General features: G+C 55.8%; 15 protein-coding genes. 1 reads left to right on the forward strand and 14 read right to left on the reverse strand.

Translation table 11 applies throughout. The features are described 5' to 3' along the window. The first annotated feature begins 75 nt into the window (after positions 1–75). Positions 76–915 (forward strand): N-acetylmuramoyl-L-alanine amidase, encoded by an 840-nt coding sequence (locus tag H8S44_RS05260; RefSeq protein WP_186871590.1) that lies wholly within the window; start codon positions 76–78, stop codon positions 913–915. A gap of 78 nt (positions 916–993) precedes the next feature. Here H8S44_RS05260 and H8S44_RS05265 read toward each other — a convergent pair whose 3' ends face one another. From H8S44_RS05265 to H8S44_RS05330, 14 genes are all read right to left on the reverse strand, one after another. Continuing rightward, a complete protein-coding gene (locus H8S44_RS05265; protein ID WP_186871591.1) occupies positions 994–2,085 on the reverse strand; it encodes a hypothetical protein in 1,092 nt (363 codons plus the stop codon). 35 nt (positions 2,086–2,120) lie between these two features. Beyond that, positions 2,121–3,989, reverse strand: a complete 1,869-nt coding sequence (locus H8S44_RS05270) for a baseplate J/gp47 family protein (protein ID WP_186871592.1) — start codon at positions 3,987–3,989, stop codon at positions 2,121–2,123. Beyond that, a complete protein-coding gene (locus H8S44_RS05275) occupies positions 3,983–6,847 on the reverse strand; it encodes a baseplate J/gp47 family protein (RefSeq protein WP_186871593.1) in 2,865 nt (954 codons plus the stop codon). Before H8S44_RS05275 ends, H8S44_RS05270 begins: the two co-directional genes overlap by 7 nt. A gap of 20 nt (positions 6,848–6,867) precedes the next feature. Next, positions 6,868–7,281 carry a GPW/gp25 family protein gene (locus tag H8S44_RS05280; RefSeq protein WP_186871594.1) on the reverse strand — a complete coding sequence of 138 codons (414 nt, stop codon included), beginning with the start codon at positions 7,279–7,281 and terminating at the stop codon, positions 6,868–6,870. A 22-nt stretch (positions 7,282–7,303) separates the two neighbouring features. Next, positions 7,304–8,083 (reverse strand): phage baseplate assembly protein V, encoded by a 780-nt coding sequence (locus H8S44_RS05285; RefSeq protein WP_186871595.1) that lies wholly within the window; start codon positions 8,081–8,083, stop codon positions 7,304–7,306. After that, entirely contained in the window at positions 8,080–9,171 is a 1,092-nt protein-coding gene (locus H8S44_RS05290) for a phage late control D family protein (protein WP_186871596.1), read from the reverse strand. Before H8S44_RS05290 ends, H8S44_RS05285 begins: the two co-directional genes overlap by 4 nt. 37 nt (positions 9,172–9,208) lie before the next feature. Continuing rightward, a complete protein-coding gene (locus H8S44_RS05295; RefSeq protein ID WP_186871597.1) occupies positions 9,209–9,931 on the reverse strand; it encodes a CIS tube protein in 723 nt (240 codons plus the stop codon). Then, entirely contained in the window at positions 9,932–12,598 is a 2,667-nt protein-coding gene (locus H8S44_RS05300; protein WP_186871598.1) for an HlyD family secretion protein, read from the reverse strand. Positions 12,599–12,629: 31 nt separating this feature from the next. Continuing rightward, positions 12,630–13,085 (reverse strand): phage tail protein, encoded by a 456-nt coding sequence (locus tag H8S44_RS05305; RefSeq protein ID WP_186871599.1) that lies wholly within the window; start codon positions 13,083–13,085, stop codon positions 12,630–12,632. A 55-nt stretch (positions 13,086–13,140) separates the two neighbouring features. After that, a complete protein-coding gene (locus H8S44_RS16580; RefSeq protein WP_262670681.1) occupies positions 13,141–13,275 on the reverse strand; it encodes a DUF6760 family protein in 135 nt (44 codons plus the stop codon). A 41-nt stretch (positions 13,276–13,316) separates the two neighbouring features. Next, the gene (locus tag H8S44_RS05315) at positions 13,317–13,685 is read right to left on the reverse strand and encodes a phage tail assembly protein (RefSeq protein ID WP_186871600.1); all 369 of its coding nucleotides are present in this window, start codon (positions 13,683–13,685) and stop codon (positions 13,317–13,319) included. A gap of 105 nt (positions 13,686–13,790) precedes the next feature. Beyond that, positions 13,791–14,231 carry a phage tail protein gene (locus tag H8S44_RS05320; RefSeq protein ID WP_158363013.1) on the reverse strand — a complete coding sequence of 147 codons (441 nt, stop codon included), beginning with the start codon at positions 14,229–14,231 and terminating at the stop codon, positions 13,791–13,793. Positions 14,232–14,282: 51 nt separating this feature from the next. Beyond that, positions 14,283–16,001 carry a phage tail sheath subtilisin-like domain-containing protein gene (locus H8S44_RS05325; RefSeq protein WP_186871601.1) on the reverse strand — a complete coding sequence of 573 codons (1,719 nt, stop codon included), beginning with the start codon at positions 15,999–16,001 and terminating at the stop codon, positions 14,283–14,285. Between the two features lie 70 nt (positions 16,002–16,071). After that, the gene (locus tag H8S44_RS05330; RefSeq protein ID WP_186871602.1) at positions 16,072–16,464 is read right to left on the reverse strand and encodes a DUF4280 domain-containing protein; all 393 of its coding nucleotides are present in this window, start codon (positions 16,462–16,464) and stop codon (positions 16,072–16,074) included. Between the last annotated feature and the right edge of the window lie 25 nt (positions 16,465–16,489).

The raw sequence follows: 16,489 nt of genomic DNA on the forward strand, positions 1-16,489 counted from the left end.
GTATGATTTTTCTGTGTCCCCAGGACGAGGCCGAACGCATATTTATAATAGAAAGAATCGCATACAGGAGATCCTATGGTTGAAAAAATTGTAATTGATCCAGGCCACGGTGGCCGCAACCCCGGTGCTGTCTATCAGGGCCGCCGGGAGAGCGACGATGCCCTGCGGCTGGCCATGGCTGTGGGAGCCATTCTGGAGGACAATGGCTTTGATGTCATTTACACCCGCACCACCGACGCTGCTCAGTCCGTGGGGCAGAAGGCGGCCATTGCCAACGAGGAGGATGCCGACCTCTTTATCTCCATACACCGAAACGCCTCAGACTATCCAGGCCAGTATAACGGGGTTCAGACCCTGATTTACGACGACTCCGGTATCAAAAAGGAAATGGCCGAGAATATCAACGCTAACTTGGAGGCCCTGGGCTTCCGGAACGCCGGTGTGGATATCCGTCCCAACCTGGTGGTATTAAACAGTACCCGAATGCCCGCCCTTCTGGTGGAGGCCGGCTTCATCGACAGCGATAAAGATAATCAGCTCTTTGACAGCCGTTTTCAGGCCATGGCGCAGGCTATCGCAGACGGCATCATGGAGACCCTGGAGGAGCCGCCCATAGCATCCGGATCCGTATCCGATCCACCTTCCGAAAGCTCCGATACCATGTCCATGACCACGCAGCCGGAGGCCGCGCCCGCTGAAGAGCTCTACCGGGTTCAGGCCGGAGCCTATCGGGAGCGGGAGAATGCCGATAACCTGCTGAATCTGTTGGAAAATGACGGTTTTCCGGCCTATATCATTTATCATGACGGCCTCTACAAGGTGCAGATCGGCGCTTACACCCACTTAAGCAATGCCATCGCCATGGAACGGGAAGTGCGGGAAAAGGGCTATAACACCTATATCACCACCTTTTAGGACGTACGATTTTCAGGATACGCAAAATGGGAGAAACTGTTTTCGTTTCTCCCATTTTGCTATGCAGATTTTACTATCCTATCCCAGCATATAGCTTCCATCCAGCGCAAACCCATCGGTGCCTGCCTGCTCGGGCATGGACAGGCGGCTGTTCCGATCCAGGTAGCAGTGGGTGTCCATGTGGCTGCTCCAGGTCAGGAGCACCAGCCCCGGCTGCATGCCGAAGGGCGTATAATCGGCCACCAGTTTCTCCAGGGCCTGGCGATCCATCTCCACTCCGCCGTCGGTCACATCGAGAATCACCGTGAACCGATCCTCGTGTTCCCCGTACAGCCGCCCGTACAGGGCCAACTGCTCCGTATTCCGCTTCATCCAGTCGTGCCACTTGAAGTATTCCACCAGCACCGCGTCCCGGCCTGTGACGAACTTTATCATTTCCCGGAGTACTCCTGCAGTTCCCCGGCCGCTGTTCAGACGGTTCAGCCTGCCAAACATCCGGCGGAGCTGCTCTGTGCGATAATCCCGGCCTGCCGCCCAGTCCCCGGTCCAGCAGGCCAGAACCGGAAGATTCTCATCCGGCGTACTCTCGTAGTCCAGATATTCTGGAATCCGCTCCGCCTGTTCCTCCAGATCCTCGTACACGCTCTGGAGTCCGGTCATATAGCGTTCGAAAAAGCTGTCCCGCTCGCCCTGGTAGATCTCCGGCAGATAGTCCGTGAAGCTCCGCCAGGGGAATTCCACCCGGAAGCCCTCGATCCGGAAATGGCTGTCCTCTCCCGCGCCCCAGACCCGGATCAGCACCCACAGATACCGTCCGGTCAAGCCGTGCAGCAGCAGATCGCCCGTATTCACCCGGCGGACGGAGGCATCCTGCTGCCAGACTGACTCCGGTGCCGCGCCCTGTTCCCAGACCTCCTCCATCTCGCCGGCACGATCTGCGTCCGTGGCCGCCGCCAGAATCTCGTATTTACAGTGGACAAACTCGCCCTCCAGCACCAGTCTGTGCCAGGTTCCCTGCAGATCCATGGAGTCGTAAACCGGAGCCAAATACAAAAAGGCTCCTCCTCCCCTTCCGGTCAGCCGGTAGTCCTCTGTGAGCTCCATTCTGCGCCGTCTGCCTTCGCACAGGGCCAGCCGATAATAATTTCGTTTTTTTCCGTTTTCCATCATGGCCGGAAGGCCTCCTTTCCAACTGTTCCCGTTCTTCAGCAGAACTCGATTTTCACATCTCTCAGATACGGCAGGGCGTCCTCATGAAGTAACAGGTCGCCCCGGTCATTTTTCCCGGCGGCCTGGCCGACACGTTCCAGATTCAGCTCCTGTACCTTCTCCACGCCCTCCAGATTTTCCAGGGCCACAAAGAGTCTGCCGCAGGCAATGACAGCGCCGAAGCGCTCTTTTTTGTCCTCTCCGTTGATCTCACTTTTCAGGCAGTCCCATACAGCTTTACGCACCTGGGGCGTATCCCGGGTCAGGGTGATTCTGCCGTACACCTCCACACCCACATACCTGGGCGGCACCACAGTCACTTTCATATTGATCAGCCTGAACGGCTCCAGCCATGCTTCAATGGTCTCCCGGTACACCGGGCTCAGATCCGGGCACTGCTCCCGGCTCCAGGGCTTCACCACCACAACCACCTCATTGCCTCCCAGCTGCTGTCTGTGCAGAGATCCGTAGATCCGGCCCGGTATCACATGAACTTTATCTATCATCAGTCCGGGCGTCTCCCGTACCCGCTTCACATAATCCCGCTCCGCCGCCAGCCGGTTCTGGATCAGAATCTCCTGCTCCATCCGGCCCAGCATGTCCCGCAAGGTCTCACGGGAACGGCCGTTTTCAATGGCCTGGGGATTCCAGATGCGACAGCCCGAAAAGCCCTCCTTTGCAAACCGGTTCAGCTCCCCGGCCTGAATATTTCCCTCTCCGCACAGGGAGGTCACAAGGCCGGTCACATAGATCTCCTGCTTCTGCCGGGGCACCGCCCCATGGATCCCATCTCCAAAACGAATTACCTGCCGCTTCCGGTCGTAGGCAAAGACCTTCTCGTCAAAGTCCGCCTCTTCCAGATGTTCCGTGCAGTGATAAAGTTCCTGTCCTCCTTCTTCATCACAGATCAGCAGGGATAGCTCCTTCACGTCCGGATAATCAAACAAAAGCTCCTGTCCCGCGCAGCCGTCGGTCATACCGATCCGAAACTGGGGAATCCGTTCTCCTTCTTTGCAGACCGTATGCTTCTGTACCACCTCCAGTGGATTCACACAGACCAGTCCAATCCGGGGCGCGCAGTCGTACTGATGCTCTCCCCGCACCGCCCTGAGGTAATAAGCCCCCGGCAGGCCATCTCCCGGATTCCAGAATGCCATGGTCTCCCGGACCTCGGGCCGCACATAGCCGCTTCGCAGAAAACCGCAGGTTTCATCCAGAACTTTCGTGTCCTTCCAGCCCTCCGCCGTATAGATCTGCCAGTTCCAGATTCCCAGGCGAAACTCCCCGGTAAAGGGATTCCGCCGCTCATTCTTTTCCACACAGAAATACAGGTGATCCTTCTCCTTCAGCGGCCCCTCAAAGCCGAAATACACGGCCGTCTCCGCTTCCTCTTCTCCTCCCTGTCTCTCCGAAAAGGCTTCCGCGTAGTCTCCGTCCACGCCTGCAAAGGCGGTCAGATCCACCAGGCTTTCCCCCTGACCCCGCAGGAACGCGCAGAAACGGTTTTTATCTCCCCGATACTCCTTTCGGGTCTCAAAGGGAATCTCCCCGGCCAGCAGTTCGGTGCCCTCCGGAATCACCAGCTCCTTTTCTTTCTGCTCCACCACCACGTATCCGGTGGCCGGAGCCGCCATTTCCGGCAGGATCCCCAGAAGCTTCAGGTACTTTTCCACATGGGCCTCTCCCGTGGCATCCATATAATAATTCAGCATATCCGTCAGCCAGGCAAAGGTTTCCAGCACCGTAACGCCCGGATCGTGACTGTTGTAATCGGTCCAGTCCTCTGTCCTGGCCGGAATCCGGCTGATAGCTTTCTGTATGATCTGATCATAGGTCACTTCATCCAACTGGGGTACCTTTAACATGCGCTCACCTCGATATATACCATATGTTCTCCGCTTACTGCCATTACAAAGGGATCAGTCTGTTTCTTATAGAACAGAGCATCCATGGGGACCTCCCTGCCGTCTGCCACCGCTGTCATCACCATTTTGGTGATGCTGCAGCCTTCCAGTCCCGCCCGAAGGAAGGCCCGGAGTCTTGATACTTCCGGAAGCTCTCCGATCTCCCATCCCTGTCCGGCGCTTCCGCCCTCCAGAGGATTCAGAAACCGCCGGATCAGCTCCAGCGTCTGCTGCTGAAGCTCATAAGCCTGTTCCATGGTTTCCCGCTCCAGCCACACCCGCACATTGACCCGGATAAAATGGGGTTGAATCAGCAGCAGCTCCTTTCCCGCCGCTGTCAGGGCACTGTCCCGGACCAGCCTGTCCCGGATCTGCTTTTTCACAGCCGAGAACACATGGGCTCCCTTTTCGTATTCCTCCACCAGCACGGCGATAGTCATCTTGTCCGGCGCTGTGCGTCCTCTGGCATCCGTATGATTACAGCATTTGATTTTTCTGACGCCGCAGGCCTCCTGGGAAATGAGGTCCAGATATCCCTCTTCGGTCACTGCCCGGCCTCTGGTCCTCAAAAGACCCGACACCAGCCTTCCGGCCGTCTCCTCTGTATAACCGTCGTAGCCTCCGCAGGTGGGAAATGGGTTCGTCACTGCGGACAGATAGCGGATGGCCGTCCCCGGAACGGTGATGCTCCCCGCCGGAAGGTTGGCCTCCCTGCCGCTGTAATTGCTGTGGAATACCCGAATCTGCGGGCCTTCCTCCGGAACCGGAACATTCACAAAGGCATATTTCCGGAAAGTCAGTTCCCCGGAAGCCATATCCACGCCATAGGTTCTGCCTCCCTCGTAAGGATGGCTCTCCCGCTGCCACTCCACATACCCGGACATTCCGTTCTGCTGCTCCAGCACCTCCACCCGGATATTCAGAAGGTTCTGCCGGGACAGCTGAAACTGCGCCGCTTCCTCCCGGTTCTCCAGATAGAACTCCTCAGTCTCCGTGTTCACATTGATCACAGCCGCCATATTGGGGTAGATGCCCCGGATCACCGGCAGCTCATACTCGGCGTAGTCCGAATCCAGGCACACGAAACGCAGGAAATATCCCTCGTAGCCGTACAGCTTCTTTTTCACTGTATCCTGGGGCACCATCAGAAGCAGATTTCCGGAGCCTCCAAAGCCCTCAGTACAGTCTTCCATCCGCACCGGCTGGAAGCCCTGCTCCGTCAGATATTCCGCCCGGAACCGTACCGGCCGGTCGCCGTAGTTCTCGATATCAAAGTAAAGGCTTAAGGGCAGTCCCGACATGGGACGGTCAAAGCCCAGATACATGGTCCGCTGTCTGCCCTCAGTCTCATAAAAGAGGAGGCTGCTTCCGCCTGTCTGCAGGCATTCCGTCAGATCCTGCAGGTCGAAATTATTGCCGGTGAGTATCCGGGAAGGTTTCGCCTGCCCCTCCTCATAGGAATAGGAAAGCTGAAGTCCCGAAATCACCGGGCACTTATATAGGGCCGGCATCCGGTAGATATTCTCTGCCCGCATGAGCCTGAGGCGGATCCTGCCCTCCTGGTTTTCCTCATAATCCGCCATATCCTCCGGGCAGATAAAGTCCAGGACCACAGCCCCTTCCGAAGAGCCGTTAAACATGGAACGCCGGTGCTCCTCCCGGAACAGGGGCTTCCAGCCGGTACGGCTTAAGTACTCCCAGGCCACCTCATCGGCCAGCACCTCCGTGGCCCGCATGGTCAGCGGCTTCTTCGGCTTTTTCATAATGGCCTTATATTCCAGATCCAGCTCCGGAAGCTCGGTCTTCTCCTCCTGAATCCGATAGCTTAAGCGGAAGGACAGCCTCATATGGGCCCCTCTTCTGCCCAGAAGCTCCGGATCCTCCAGGGTCATTTCCTGATAAAGGTTCAGTGGCTTTCCAAAGGGAAGCAGCTCCCGGCCGAACTCCTGATTTCCGTTGATCCGGATCTCCTCCGGACACCGCTCCCTGGCTGCCGGAGCCACCGTCAGCGTCCGGATATACAGCTTTTCCGGCTTTCCAAGGCAGGTCAGGACGATACAATAGCCCTCTTCCTCTCCCCAGGTAACTCTCTGGGGCGTATAAGGGTCAAGCTTCAGATGGATGCTCTGTCCCTCCCGCTCCGGGGCCGGAAAGATCCGCTCCCCGCCCTCAGGCTCCAGTACCGACCAGCAGACCTCCGGGCCCGCAAAAAGCTCCAGAAGCCCTTCCGTCTCCTCCTCAGTGGATCCGGTGGCCTGAATCCGCAGATCCAGCTGCTTCATGCCGTCAAACAGCTCCGTAAACCAGAGATACAGTCTGTGGCTGCTTATATTTTCCCCGTTGATACCAAAGGCTGGAAAGCCTTCCTGCTGTTCCTGGGACAGGCTGCGCTTTACGATGCGCCCCAGCTCTCCGTCCGTAACTACCACCTGCTCCGGGCGCAGATCCACGGCGGTGATTCCATGGCGGGTTTCAAAGACGATCTCTCCGTTCTCCCTGCCCGGCGCCAGTACCCGGGTTCCTCTGGGAATGGGAACCAGTCCCTCGCAGCCCTCTACCGGCTGGAACTGTACATAGCCCCTGGCTGCGCTGACCGGCTCCTTTACCAGGCCGTCGAAAAGGTTCAGATACTGAATCCGGTGCTTTTCCATGACCCGTCCGTATCGCTCCTCACAGGACGCGAACATCTCCCCGCACAGATCCGTCAGAGCCGAACCCGCATCGCTGCCCCCCGGCTCGTAGGCAAACTCCGGCACATAGGAACGCATGAGCTTCTGCAATTTTTCGTATGTAGTATCCTTTGTGAATTCCTTTTCCATAGGGCATGCTCCTCTTCCTGCTACAGCTCCCCGATTCCTTCCTCCAGATAATAGGGGAATACCAGGTTATTGGGGTTATTGGTGGCCCGCACATAATAGCTGATGTTCAGATAAATGATTCCCGTGAGCCGTTCCTTCCGATCCACTGTCACATTCACCTGACGGATCCGCGGCTCGTACCGGGTCAGGGCGTCCTCCGCCTCACGGATCAGTCCCGATTCAAAAGCCGCATCCGGCAAATCAAAGATATAATCCTGCAGATTACAGCCGAAATCCGGCCGCATGGCCCGCTCCTTCAGCCTGGTCATCAGAATAATATAAATGGCCTGCCGGATATCCTCTTCTCCCTCGGCCATCCGGAACTTGCCCGTCACCGGATCCACCTGGGGCGGAAAGGCAAAGCCTCTTCCCAAAAATGAGCTTGCGTGATCCATCTGCCCACATCCTTTCTGTCCGTTAGTTAATCTGCACCACTGCGCCCTTGATCGCCACCGGGCCCGAGGCCTGCAGATTCATCTTGGCCTGTCCCTTGATGTCCACCTGAGCTCCCTCCGCTTTCCATGCGGAATTCGCCTTCATGGCGATCTCGTTGTCCGCGGTCAGGGAGATTTTCTTGGCCTTCAGGGTTATGGCTCCCCCGTTTCCATCCAGGGAGAGCTCCACGCTGCCCGCCTTAATGGAAATGACCTTCTCGGACTTCAGTTCTACTTTTCCGTTTTTATAGTCCAGCGTAAGTCCGTTTTTTCCATCCTTATCGGCGACCCTGCAGCTTTCCTTCTCATCATCCAGCGTCAGGGTACTGCCCTTGGGCGTGGTCACTGTAAGGCTCTGTTTTCCATCCTCCTCGGACAAGAGCAGATCCAGACCGCCCTTGGTCTTCAGCCGCTTTTTCTGGTTCTTTTTATCAAAGTTCTCGGACACCATGGCCGCCCCGCTGGGATACAGGCTTCCCAGAAGGAAGGGCCGTTTCAGGCTGCCGCCAATGAAGCCCACCAGTACGGTCTCGTCGATCTCCGGCACCAGATAAGTTCCGTAATCCTTTCCTCCGTAAGGAGACAGAAGCCGCACCCACTCGCACATGTTTTTGCCCGATTCCCATACGGTGAACTCCACCTTCACCATACCCTTGAACTTATCGTTGTTATTCTCCACCACCACGCCCTGGACGAAACCGGGCAGGTGCTGTCCATCAAAATATTCATTTTCCTTCTGAAACAGATCCGTTATCCCGTTCATAGACTGCTCACTCCCGCTCTGATATAGGTCCGGTAGCTGCCCTCATCCAGCACATGACGCACATAGGTGACGTAGTACTTTCGATCCGCCTGGGCGGAAAGTCCCCTGATCTCGATAAAGCGGCCGGGCACCAGCTCCGGAATCCCCACGCACTCGCATTCCAGCTGACCGAACTCTCCGCAGAGACGATCCATCCGGGCCTGGGCCCTGGCTTTTGCCTCCGCTGCGTCCCGGACCCCTGCCTCGTAAAAGACCTGACGGGAATCGCCCAGAAGCTTCCGGGACTGCTTTCCGAAGCTTCCTGATATGGATGCCTCGCCCTTGATCTGCTTTCCGCTCTCCCCGTCGATGGAGCGGATCTCGATCTTCTTCACCAGGGGCTGGGCGTTCATGGAAAAGCTGCCCCGCAGAACTCCCTGGGAGGGCCCCAGAGTTATCAGCGGTGATGTCACCTTCTGCCGTTTCCGGAAATAGGCCTTTCCCTGCAGGATAAAGAACTCATAGCCCTGCTTTTCCGCCTGCTCCACGATGACCTCGTAGTCTGTCATCATGTGACTCCGAAGGGGAACCTCCTCTTCCTTGCAGGCGTCGATCTCCTTGCCTGAGAGATAGCTGCTCACCGGCGTCTCCCCCAGGATGGCCTTTACCACCGCGTCGGCGCTTTTCTGGGAAAAGAATTCCATCCGCCGGTTTTTCATCAGAAGCCCCTTGGCGTCCATACACTCCACCCGGATCCGGTAGTCGTTCTCCTCCATGCCGTGCAGGTATTCCACCTGGCTGATATACCCACGGAATACCTCCTCCCGGGAGAGATAACCCAGCTTGATCTTTACGCTCTCCCCTATCTGGAGCTTATCCGCGATCTTTTTGGAAAAAGAGGTATCCTTCACCTGATAGGCACCGTCCACATAGAATACGCAGCCGGAAGCCTCGAAACCGCTGGTCAGTTCCACCTCCAGCTCCTGGATATCTGCTTTCTTTTCCGAAAGCTTCTCCGAACCCACGGTCACCTCCACGGAGGGAGCAGAAAAATTCTTATATTTGCTTTTCAGAGCACGAAAGCTGGTGCTCCCCTTCATCATATCCATAGCTGCCTCCGTCTGGTACCTTTCTTTCTTTTTTTCTTTACAGGGCCGGTACTTTTAAACGCTTCGTATAATCGATCTTTCGCGGATTCAAAATGCCGTTCTCCCGGGCAATAGCTCTCCAGCCTGAAGGGTCGTGATATTCCTCGTCGGCCAGCATCCACAGCTCCTCCTTCTGATTGATCCGCCGGTATTTGGTCCTATCCGGAGATTCGTGGGGATTGGCCCCAATCTCGTTCAGGATCTTTTTATCCTCGCCCTCCAGTTCCATATCCAGTCTGGCCCGGACGGGCATGCCGTTTCGGTTGAACATCTGATAGCTGACACTTAAGGAGGTCACATGTCCGTAAAAGGCCATACTGCCCCACTCAAAGATCACCAGACTGGGCTCATGGTTCTCCGCCGTTCGTTTCATAATCATGCCCAGATCCCGGCAGATATCGGTAAGCTCTCCGCTGCTGTCCAGATATTTGGACAAACCTTTTGGCATCTGGTATTCGGTCAGTTCTGTGGAAGTATCCAGAATCAGACTGACACGCAGATGGGCCAGCTCGCTTCCCGAGGCCTGGGTATTCTTCGGATGGGCTTCCTCGCCCTGTCCGTTATGGCTTTTGAACTTGACGCTCCGGCTAATCGTGTATTCCGTGGGATTAAACTGCACCGGTATGGTGGCTTTTTTTCCGTTCTGGGTCTGGTAGCTGAGCCGGGCCCGCTGCAGGGTGCCGTCTCCGTAGATCAGTTTCTGTCTCGTATCCGTACTCATTTAGATCCGTCCTCTCCTTTCCCGCTCGGTCCGAAGCTTCTGCTCCAGCTTCCGGTATACCCGGTCGGCCATCTGCTGAATACTTTCCTCCATGCGGCTCTCCACCTCCCGGTGGACCTGCTGTCCCAGCCGGGCCTGCAGGGTGCTTTCCGCCAAAAGCTCCGGTTCCTTTTTCAGAACCTCCCGCACCACTTCCCGCTGTCTTTCTATGGTAACGGTTTCTTCCGTCCGTACGCTGCGGCGCACGGTTTTCAGTTCTTCCGTCACATTCTGAATCTGTTCCTGCATCCTCCGGGTTTCTTCCTGTTCCGGGGTCTGTTCCTCTTCCGGATAGACCATGGATGCCGTATCCAGGGCGAAGTCCGGGCTTCTCATGGGCAGGGTTTGAAGGAACTGCATGGCCGAAAGCCGGGCTGCCTGCGTTTTTGCGAACCGAGGCTGAGCGAGACTCTGAACGGAACTATTCTGTGCGAACCGGGTCTGAGCAGTTCGGAAAGGAACTGCCTCCATCTGATTAGGGCTGCTCTGAACAGAACTGCCGGGGATGAAACCATCCTGCGCGGAACTATTCTGACGGAAATTATCCTGATGGAAGCTGCCCTGACGGAAGCTGTCCTGATGAAAGCTGTCCTGCGCTGCCCCTAGGAAAATCGGTTGGAACCAGGCCCGCTCCGCCTGCCCCACAGGGACTGAGACCGGCTGAAACGCTGGTGTCCGAGATTGCTGGTCAAATGGATTCTGGCCTTGTAAACCCGAAGCTTCTGTCATGGAATAAAAAAGCTCTGCCCCCGGAAGCTGCCAAAGGCTTTGAAAACTCTGGAGCCCGGAGCTTTGAAAACGCTTCAGGCTCTCCGCACGCCGTACCAGCTGTTCCACGGAGGAAGCGGGATACCTTCCGGTCTGCTTCTGCGCCGCTGAAATCCTCTCCGGATGTGCCGCCTCTGCTCTCTGCGGACCCGTCTCCGAAGTCTGAGCCGGAACATGAAGTTCTCCCGGGGCAGATGCTTCCGGGCTCGTCTCCGGCTCCGGCAGGATCATGGAAGCGGGCTCAAAGCCCGACTGTTCCGTTATCTTAGGCTCCCTGCTCCAAGGAAGTGCTTCCACCGCTCTCCGGCTGGGATTCACCGCTGCTCCGGCCTCTCCCTGTATCATTTCCGTCAGGGTCTGCTCCACGACAGTCTGTACCTTTTCTGCCTGGGCCTGCCGGACTGCTTTTTCTGTGTTCTCAGCTTCCGCCCGGGTCTGTCTTACTGCCCTTTCTATGGCCTCTGTCTGGGCCTGCCGGGCTACTTTTTCTGTGTTCTCAGCTTCTGCTCGGGTCTGTCTTACTGCCCTTTCTATGGCCTCTGTCTGAGCCTGCCGAGCTGCTTTCTCTACAGCCTCTGTCTGCACCCGTTGGACTGCTTTTTCTGCTGCTTCCCTCTGGTCAGCCGCTTTCTTTTCTACTTCTGTCCGAGGCTGCCGCTCTGCTGGCCCAGCTTCTGTCCGAATCTCTCTCTCAGCCTGTTTCACGGCGCTCTGCACTGCGGCCTCCAGCTGTCTTTCATCAGATCCTTCTATTTTCCTGGTTTCTCTGTCCAGAGCCGCTTCTCCGGCCTCTGCCCTCTCTTCATACACCAGCTCCGCCGCCGTCCGCTGCATCATCCGTTCCCCGGCCCGCTCCATAGGGAGCCCCTGGGTAAACAGCTGCTCCGGCTGGGGGCGGACTGCAAATACCCTTTTAGCAGGACTTTCCATTCCGCTTTCGGTTCTTCTGTCCGGCTCATAGGAACCGCGTACCAGCTCCGGATGCTCCACCGGATAGCTCCGGCCCGTTTCTCCGTCCATGGTTCTCCGGACGCTCTCCCTCCGGGGTACAAAGCTGCCTTCTGTCTGCTCTTTTATCTCTTCTTTTATCTGTTCCTTTGTCTGTTCTGCTGTCTTTCCTTCTCTTTCATACAAAAGAGAGGCAGGCAGTTGCCCTGCGGACGCGTCCACCAGGCGCTCCGTGCGGATCAGCAGCCGTTCCAGCCTTGCAGGATCCTTTTTCCCCATATCGGGGCCCGTCTGCACGGTCACATGGGTCTGATGGGTCTGATGGCTCCGGTACTGGCTGCTCTGATAAATATTCTCTATTTTCCGAAGCAGAACCATCTGCTTCTCTTTGATTGTGTTCTCTTTGATTGTGTTCTCTTTGATTATATTCTCTTTTAGCTGTACTTCTCTGACTTCTTTTTCTACGACTTTTTCAGTGTCCTTTTGAACGTCTCTTTTTACTTCATTCTCCCGCTCCAGCCGCTCTTTTAAAAGGGTCAGCTGTTCGGTTCCGCCCTCCTGCACCAGACGATGAACCTCTTTGGTCATCTGGCGGATCAGGCGTTCCTCCGTCTCCGGCAGCTCCTGCCGGACCAGCTTTTCCACCTGTTCCTCTACGGTGGGGTATACCTTCTGATAAAACTGTTTTTCCAGGATCTGAGTGACAAAATGCAGCTGATTCTGATACAGGTAATTCTCCTGGGTCAGATTCTGCATCCGGTACAGATTCGTCACATAGCTGTTCCGTACCGTCTCCCCGTCTGTCTGCTCCTCCGGTTCCGGGAAAATCATGGCCGCAGAATCAAAGGGGCCTCCCGTCTGGGTGTGCTGCGCTATGATTTGATTGGCAAAACCCAGAAACTGATTCTGCATGCCGGTCACTCCTTACCTTTCTTCTGTCTCCTTACAGTCTGCGCCATGCGCCGCTGTCCTTGCTGCCCTCTTCCTCCAGGGATTCATATCCCAGCTCAATGCTCACTGTCTGGATACCGCTGTCACGAGCGGAAAGCTCTCTCTGGCTGATCCGCCGGATATAAGCACCGCTCAGATAATAGCTTTTTTTCACCGCCTGATCCTGTCCCAGTACCATAATAGCCACCTCGTCCTTAAAGCGGTAACCGGGCTGATACAGGCTCAGTTCCCTTTCATCCTCCAGCACTCCCCGCTCCAGCGTCAGTGACTTTTCCTGGGAATAGCCGTTCAGCAGGGCATAGGACGTGCGGTTACAGCCGCCCTCCCGGATGGTCTCGAAATGACCTTCCTCGGTCAGTCCGGACAACTTCTCAAAACCCACCCGCTTATTTCCGAAATAGACCATAAAATTATAGCTGCGACGCTGCGCTTCTTTTTTCCTGTCCATCTTTCTGCACTGCCCTTTCCTGATTTCTCAGTCTGCCATTTGCCTGGAGTTCAGCCTACAGTTCAAATATGTTCTTCGGCTTTCCGCTGATCTTCTTATGGATCTCCGATATCTCCGCGCAGAATCTCCGTCTGGTCATGTGATCCATCTGCATGACCGTCTCGTAATCCCAGTGGAAGTAGTAAGCCACAAAGGAAACCTCCTTATAGAGCTCGTCCCTGGGATAGACGGTTATTCCGCTCTCGTAAAATTTATGGGTTTCTTAAACTTTTCTCCACATGCCGGACACACGCAGGTCTCCGTCAGCTCCTCCATGGAATTGATCTGCTGATACATGTTCTGCAGAAAAGCCAGATCTGCGGAAAACAGCTTCTCAATGGTGGTGGGCCGGATATTGGTCAGAGTTCCAAGGGAGGTCACCACCCGGGATAAAAGAATGATGGTCAGGTAAGCCGGATTGCTCACCACCCGGGGATCCCGAAGGGGCAGGATCTCGTCCGCCGCCGTAGCCATCCGCATGACGCCCCGCTTGTGAAGCTCTCCGTTCTCATCCAGATATCCTCTCGGCAGTTCAAATTCAAATTCTGTAATCAGTTCCATAAGTCCTCCTTATGGGATCCGCGGAAAAGGGGGCGGGCCCGGAGGCCCGGTTCCACTTTTCCCATCCTATCCCTCTTTTATGCTATCTTTTTTACGCTATCCCTTTTAGCTCTCTCTCGTCATAGACTCGTATACCAGTTCCACGCTCTCAAAAGCGATTTCGCTGGAGCTTGCGTTGAAGTCCGGCGCGGTATACTTGCTGGGCCATGCGTTGGTCAGGGTCCATACGGCCAGGGCTGTGGATCCATCGTCGTCAAACAGGGTAATGGTCACGTTCTTGTTGTGATCCTCGCCCAGGGAGGTCCCCTGGGATACGGAGGTGATCCAGTCATAGAAGCTTAAGGAACTCGTCATGCCCCATTTCAGGGTCACATTACCGAACTTGGTCAGACCGTTCATCTTCCGGGACCAGTTCACGCCCTCGTCGCCGGTACGGTACTCGATCACATCGATGCTTGCGTCAAAACCGCTTACCTCTGAAAAGCTTGCCTCTGTGATGCCGTCGATTTCGACCTTATAATTATATTTTTTAAATGGATATGCCACCTCTTTATTCCTCCTTTATCTTATACTCAGGTTTCTATTCTCTGTCATCCCTTATGACTCTTCCATGAACTGTGTAATCCGGAAGATGACGAACTCAGCCGGACGGCTGGGCGCTACGCCGATCTCGCAGATCAGACGGCCGTTCAGGATATCGCTCTGGGACATGGTATCTCTGCCGATATTTACATAGAAAGCCTGATCCTCCGTATTGCCCACCAGAGCTCCGCTTCTCCACATATCGCGCAGGAAAGCGCGGATGGTACGTCCCACTCTCGCCCACAGCATCTCATCGTTGGGCTCGAATACTGCCCAGTTGGTCTGGGACTTGATGCTCTCCTCCAGATAGATGAACAGACGACGGACGTTGACATATTTCCACAGACTGTTGCTGGAGCAGGTTCTTGCGCCCCATACCCGGATACCCTGTCCCGGAAGGGCACGAATCAGGTTCACGCCGGCGGGATTCAGGATGTCCTGCTCTGCCTTGTTGTACAGGCAGGAGAGACCGATGCAGTTATATACCACTTCGTTGGCGGGAGCCTTATGTACGCCTCTCTCCACGTCGCTTCTTGCGTAGATGCCGCACACTGCTCCTGAAGGCGGAATGTACGCGGGCTTCTTGTTCAGGGCGTCATAGATCTGGATCCAGGGATGATACATGGCTGCGTAGTCGGAATCAATCTTCTCTCTGTGAGCCAGTACGTCCTGGGGCTTGGTCAGATCCTGTGGAACATCCAGCACTGCGAAGCTTGCGCCGGTATTGGTGCAGTGAGCCACCAGGGCCAGCTGTACCGCCGGACTGGTCACACCGGGGATAGCCATGATGCTCACGTTGTTCAGCTCCTTGAAAGCTGCCAGACCGGTACGCTTGCCCGGGCCGCCGTCCTTACCCATGAACACGTCGTCGGTGATTCCTTTCTTACCGCCATCGGTTCCGCCTGCCAGGAATACCAGAGCCTTCTCTGCGTCTGCGGCTGCTCCGAAGACTGCCAGCGGATTGCCGATCTCTTTTCCTTCCTCCGCGGTCACATCCACCAGCTCGGACTTGGAAAGTACCTTTGCGATATAGGAAGCGGAATTGATATTCAGGGATACGCCCTCATAGATCTCCACCTGATCCCGGTACGCGATTTCAATGTTCATTTCGCATACGGAAAGGACTTTCTTCGGCACCGGATTCTTGTCTACCAGATCCTCTTTTACGGGATTTACCAGGGTAATGGTGTTGCCCTGAGCCATGGCGATCTTGTTGTAGCCGGTTACCTTGCCGTTATTGCGGATAGCAATGATGTCGCCCTCCGCAAAGGCGGAGCCATTTGCTACGGTATATACCTTACCGGTGGCGTCATCGCCGGTGGCCTCCAGTACGGCGGTCTTTCCCTTGGGAGCCGCCACTGCGGTTACCTTAATCTCATTGCCCCATTTTCCGGGGTTCTTTGCCTGCATGCTGATTCCGTTGGCTGTAACGCCTGCCGCTGCCGCATCGGAAGCTACGGTTCTCATCACATAGCAGCGGGAACCGCCGTTTGCGAAGAACTGCTCCACTGCGTAGGCCAGATACCGATACTCACCGTATGCGCTCTCCGGCAGATAGCCGCCGAACTTCCGGTTAAAGTCCGCGAAGCTGGTCACGAATTCCGGCGTCCCGATTACCTTTCCCTTTTCCGCCATTCCCACAAATCCGGCGGTGCTGGTTCCCACGCCCTCCATGGGTCTCAGGCCCGATTCAAATTCCTCAACGTATACTCCTGGAGATAAATATTCTGCCATTTTTCCTTTTGGTACGAAGCTTTGCTTCGCCCCTTCCTCCTTTCAAAATAGAATCTTATGTGATGCGACACTATGGAATCATAGTCGTCGCAGCGGGTCCGGGATTCACCACCTGGATCACCCCTCCCCAGTTACACATGCATTTGCACGTGTGATTCACTGCTGGTTTTCCTCCGACCAGTACGGTCGGACTTCCCGGCGCCCAGGGCGCCGCTGTCATCGGTACGCAGGGCATGGGTGTCAGTACGCCCAGTGCCGCGGCAGTGGCTGCCGCCACCTGCGGGTTCGCCATGGAGGTACACATACCGAAGGGCATGATGTTGACCATGGGCTGATTGTCTGTGATACATGCAGGCGTCATATTGCTGCATTGAACCTTCGCAGCGGGAAGCACATTCAGCACGGAAGGCGCCATTCCGAAGCTACACATCAGCTGTGCTCCTGCTGTCACGATCACCGGCATTTTCGACCCCCTTTCCTTTTTGGAT

It is taken from the genome of Anaerosacchariphilus hominis, from assembly GCF_014290175.1.
Classification (GTDB): domain Bacteria; phylum Bacillota; class Clostridia; order Lachnospirales; family Lachnospiraceae; genus Laedolimicola; species Laedolimicola hominis.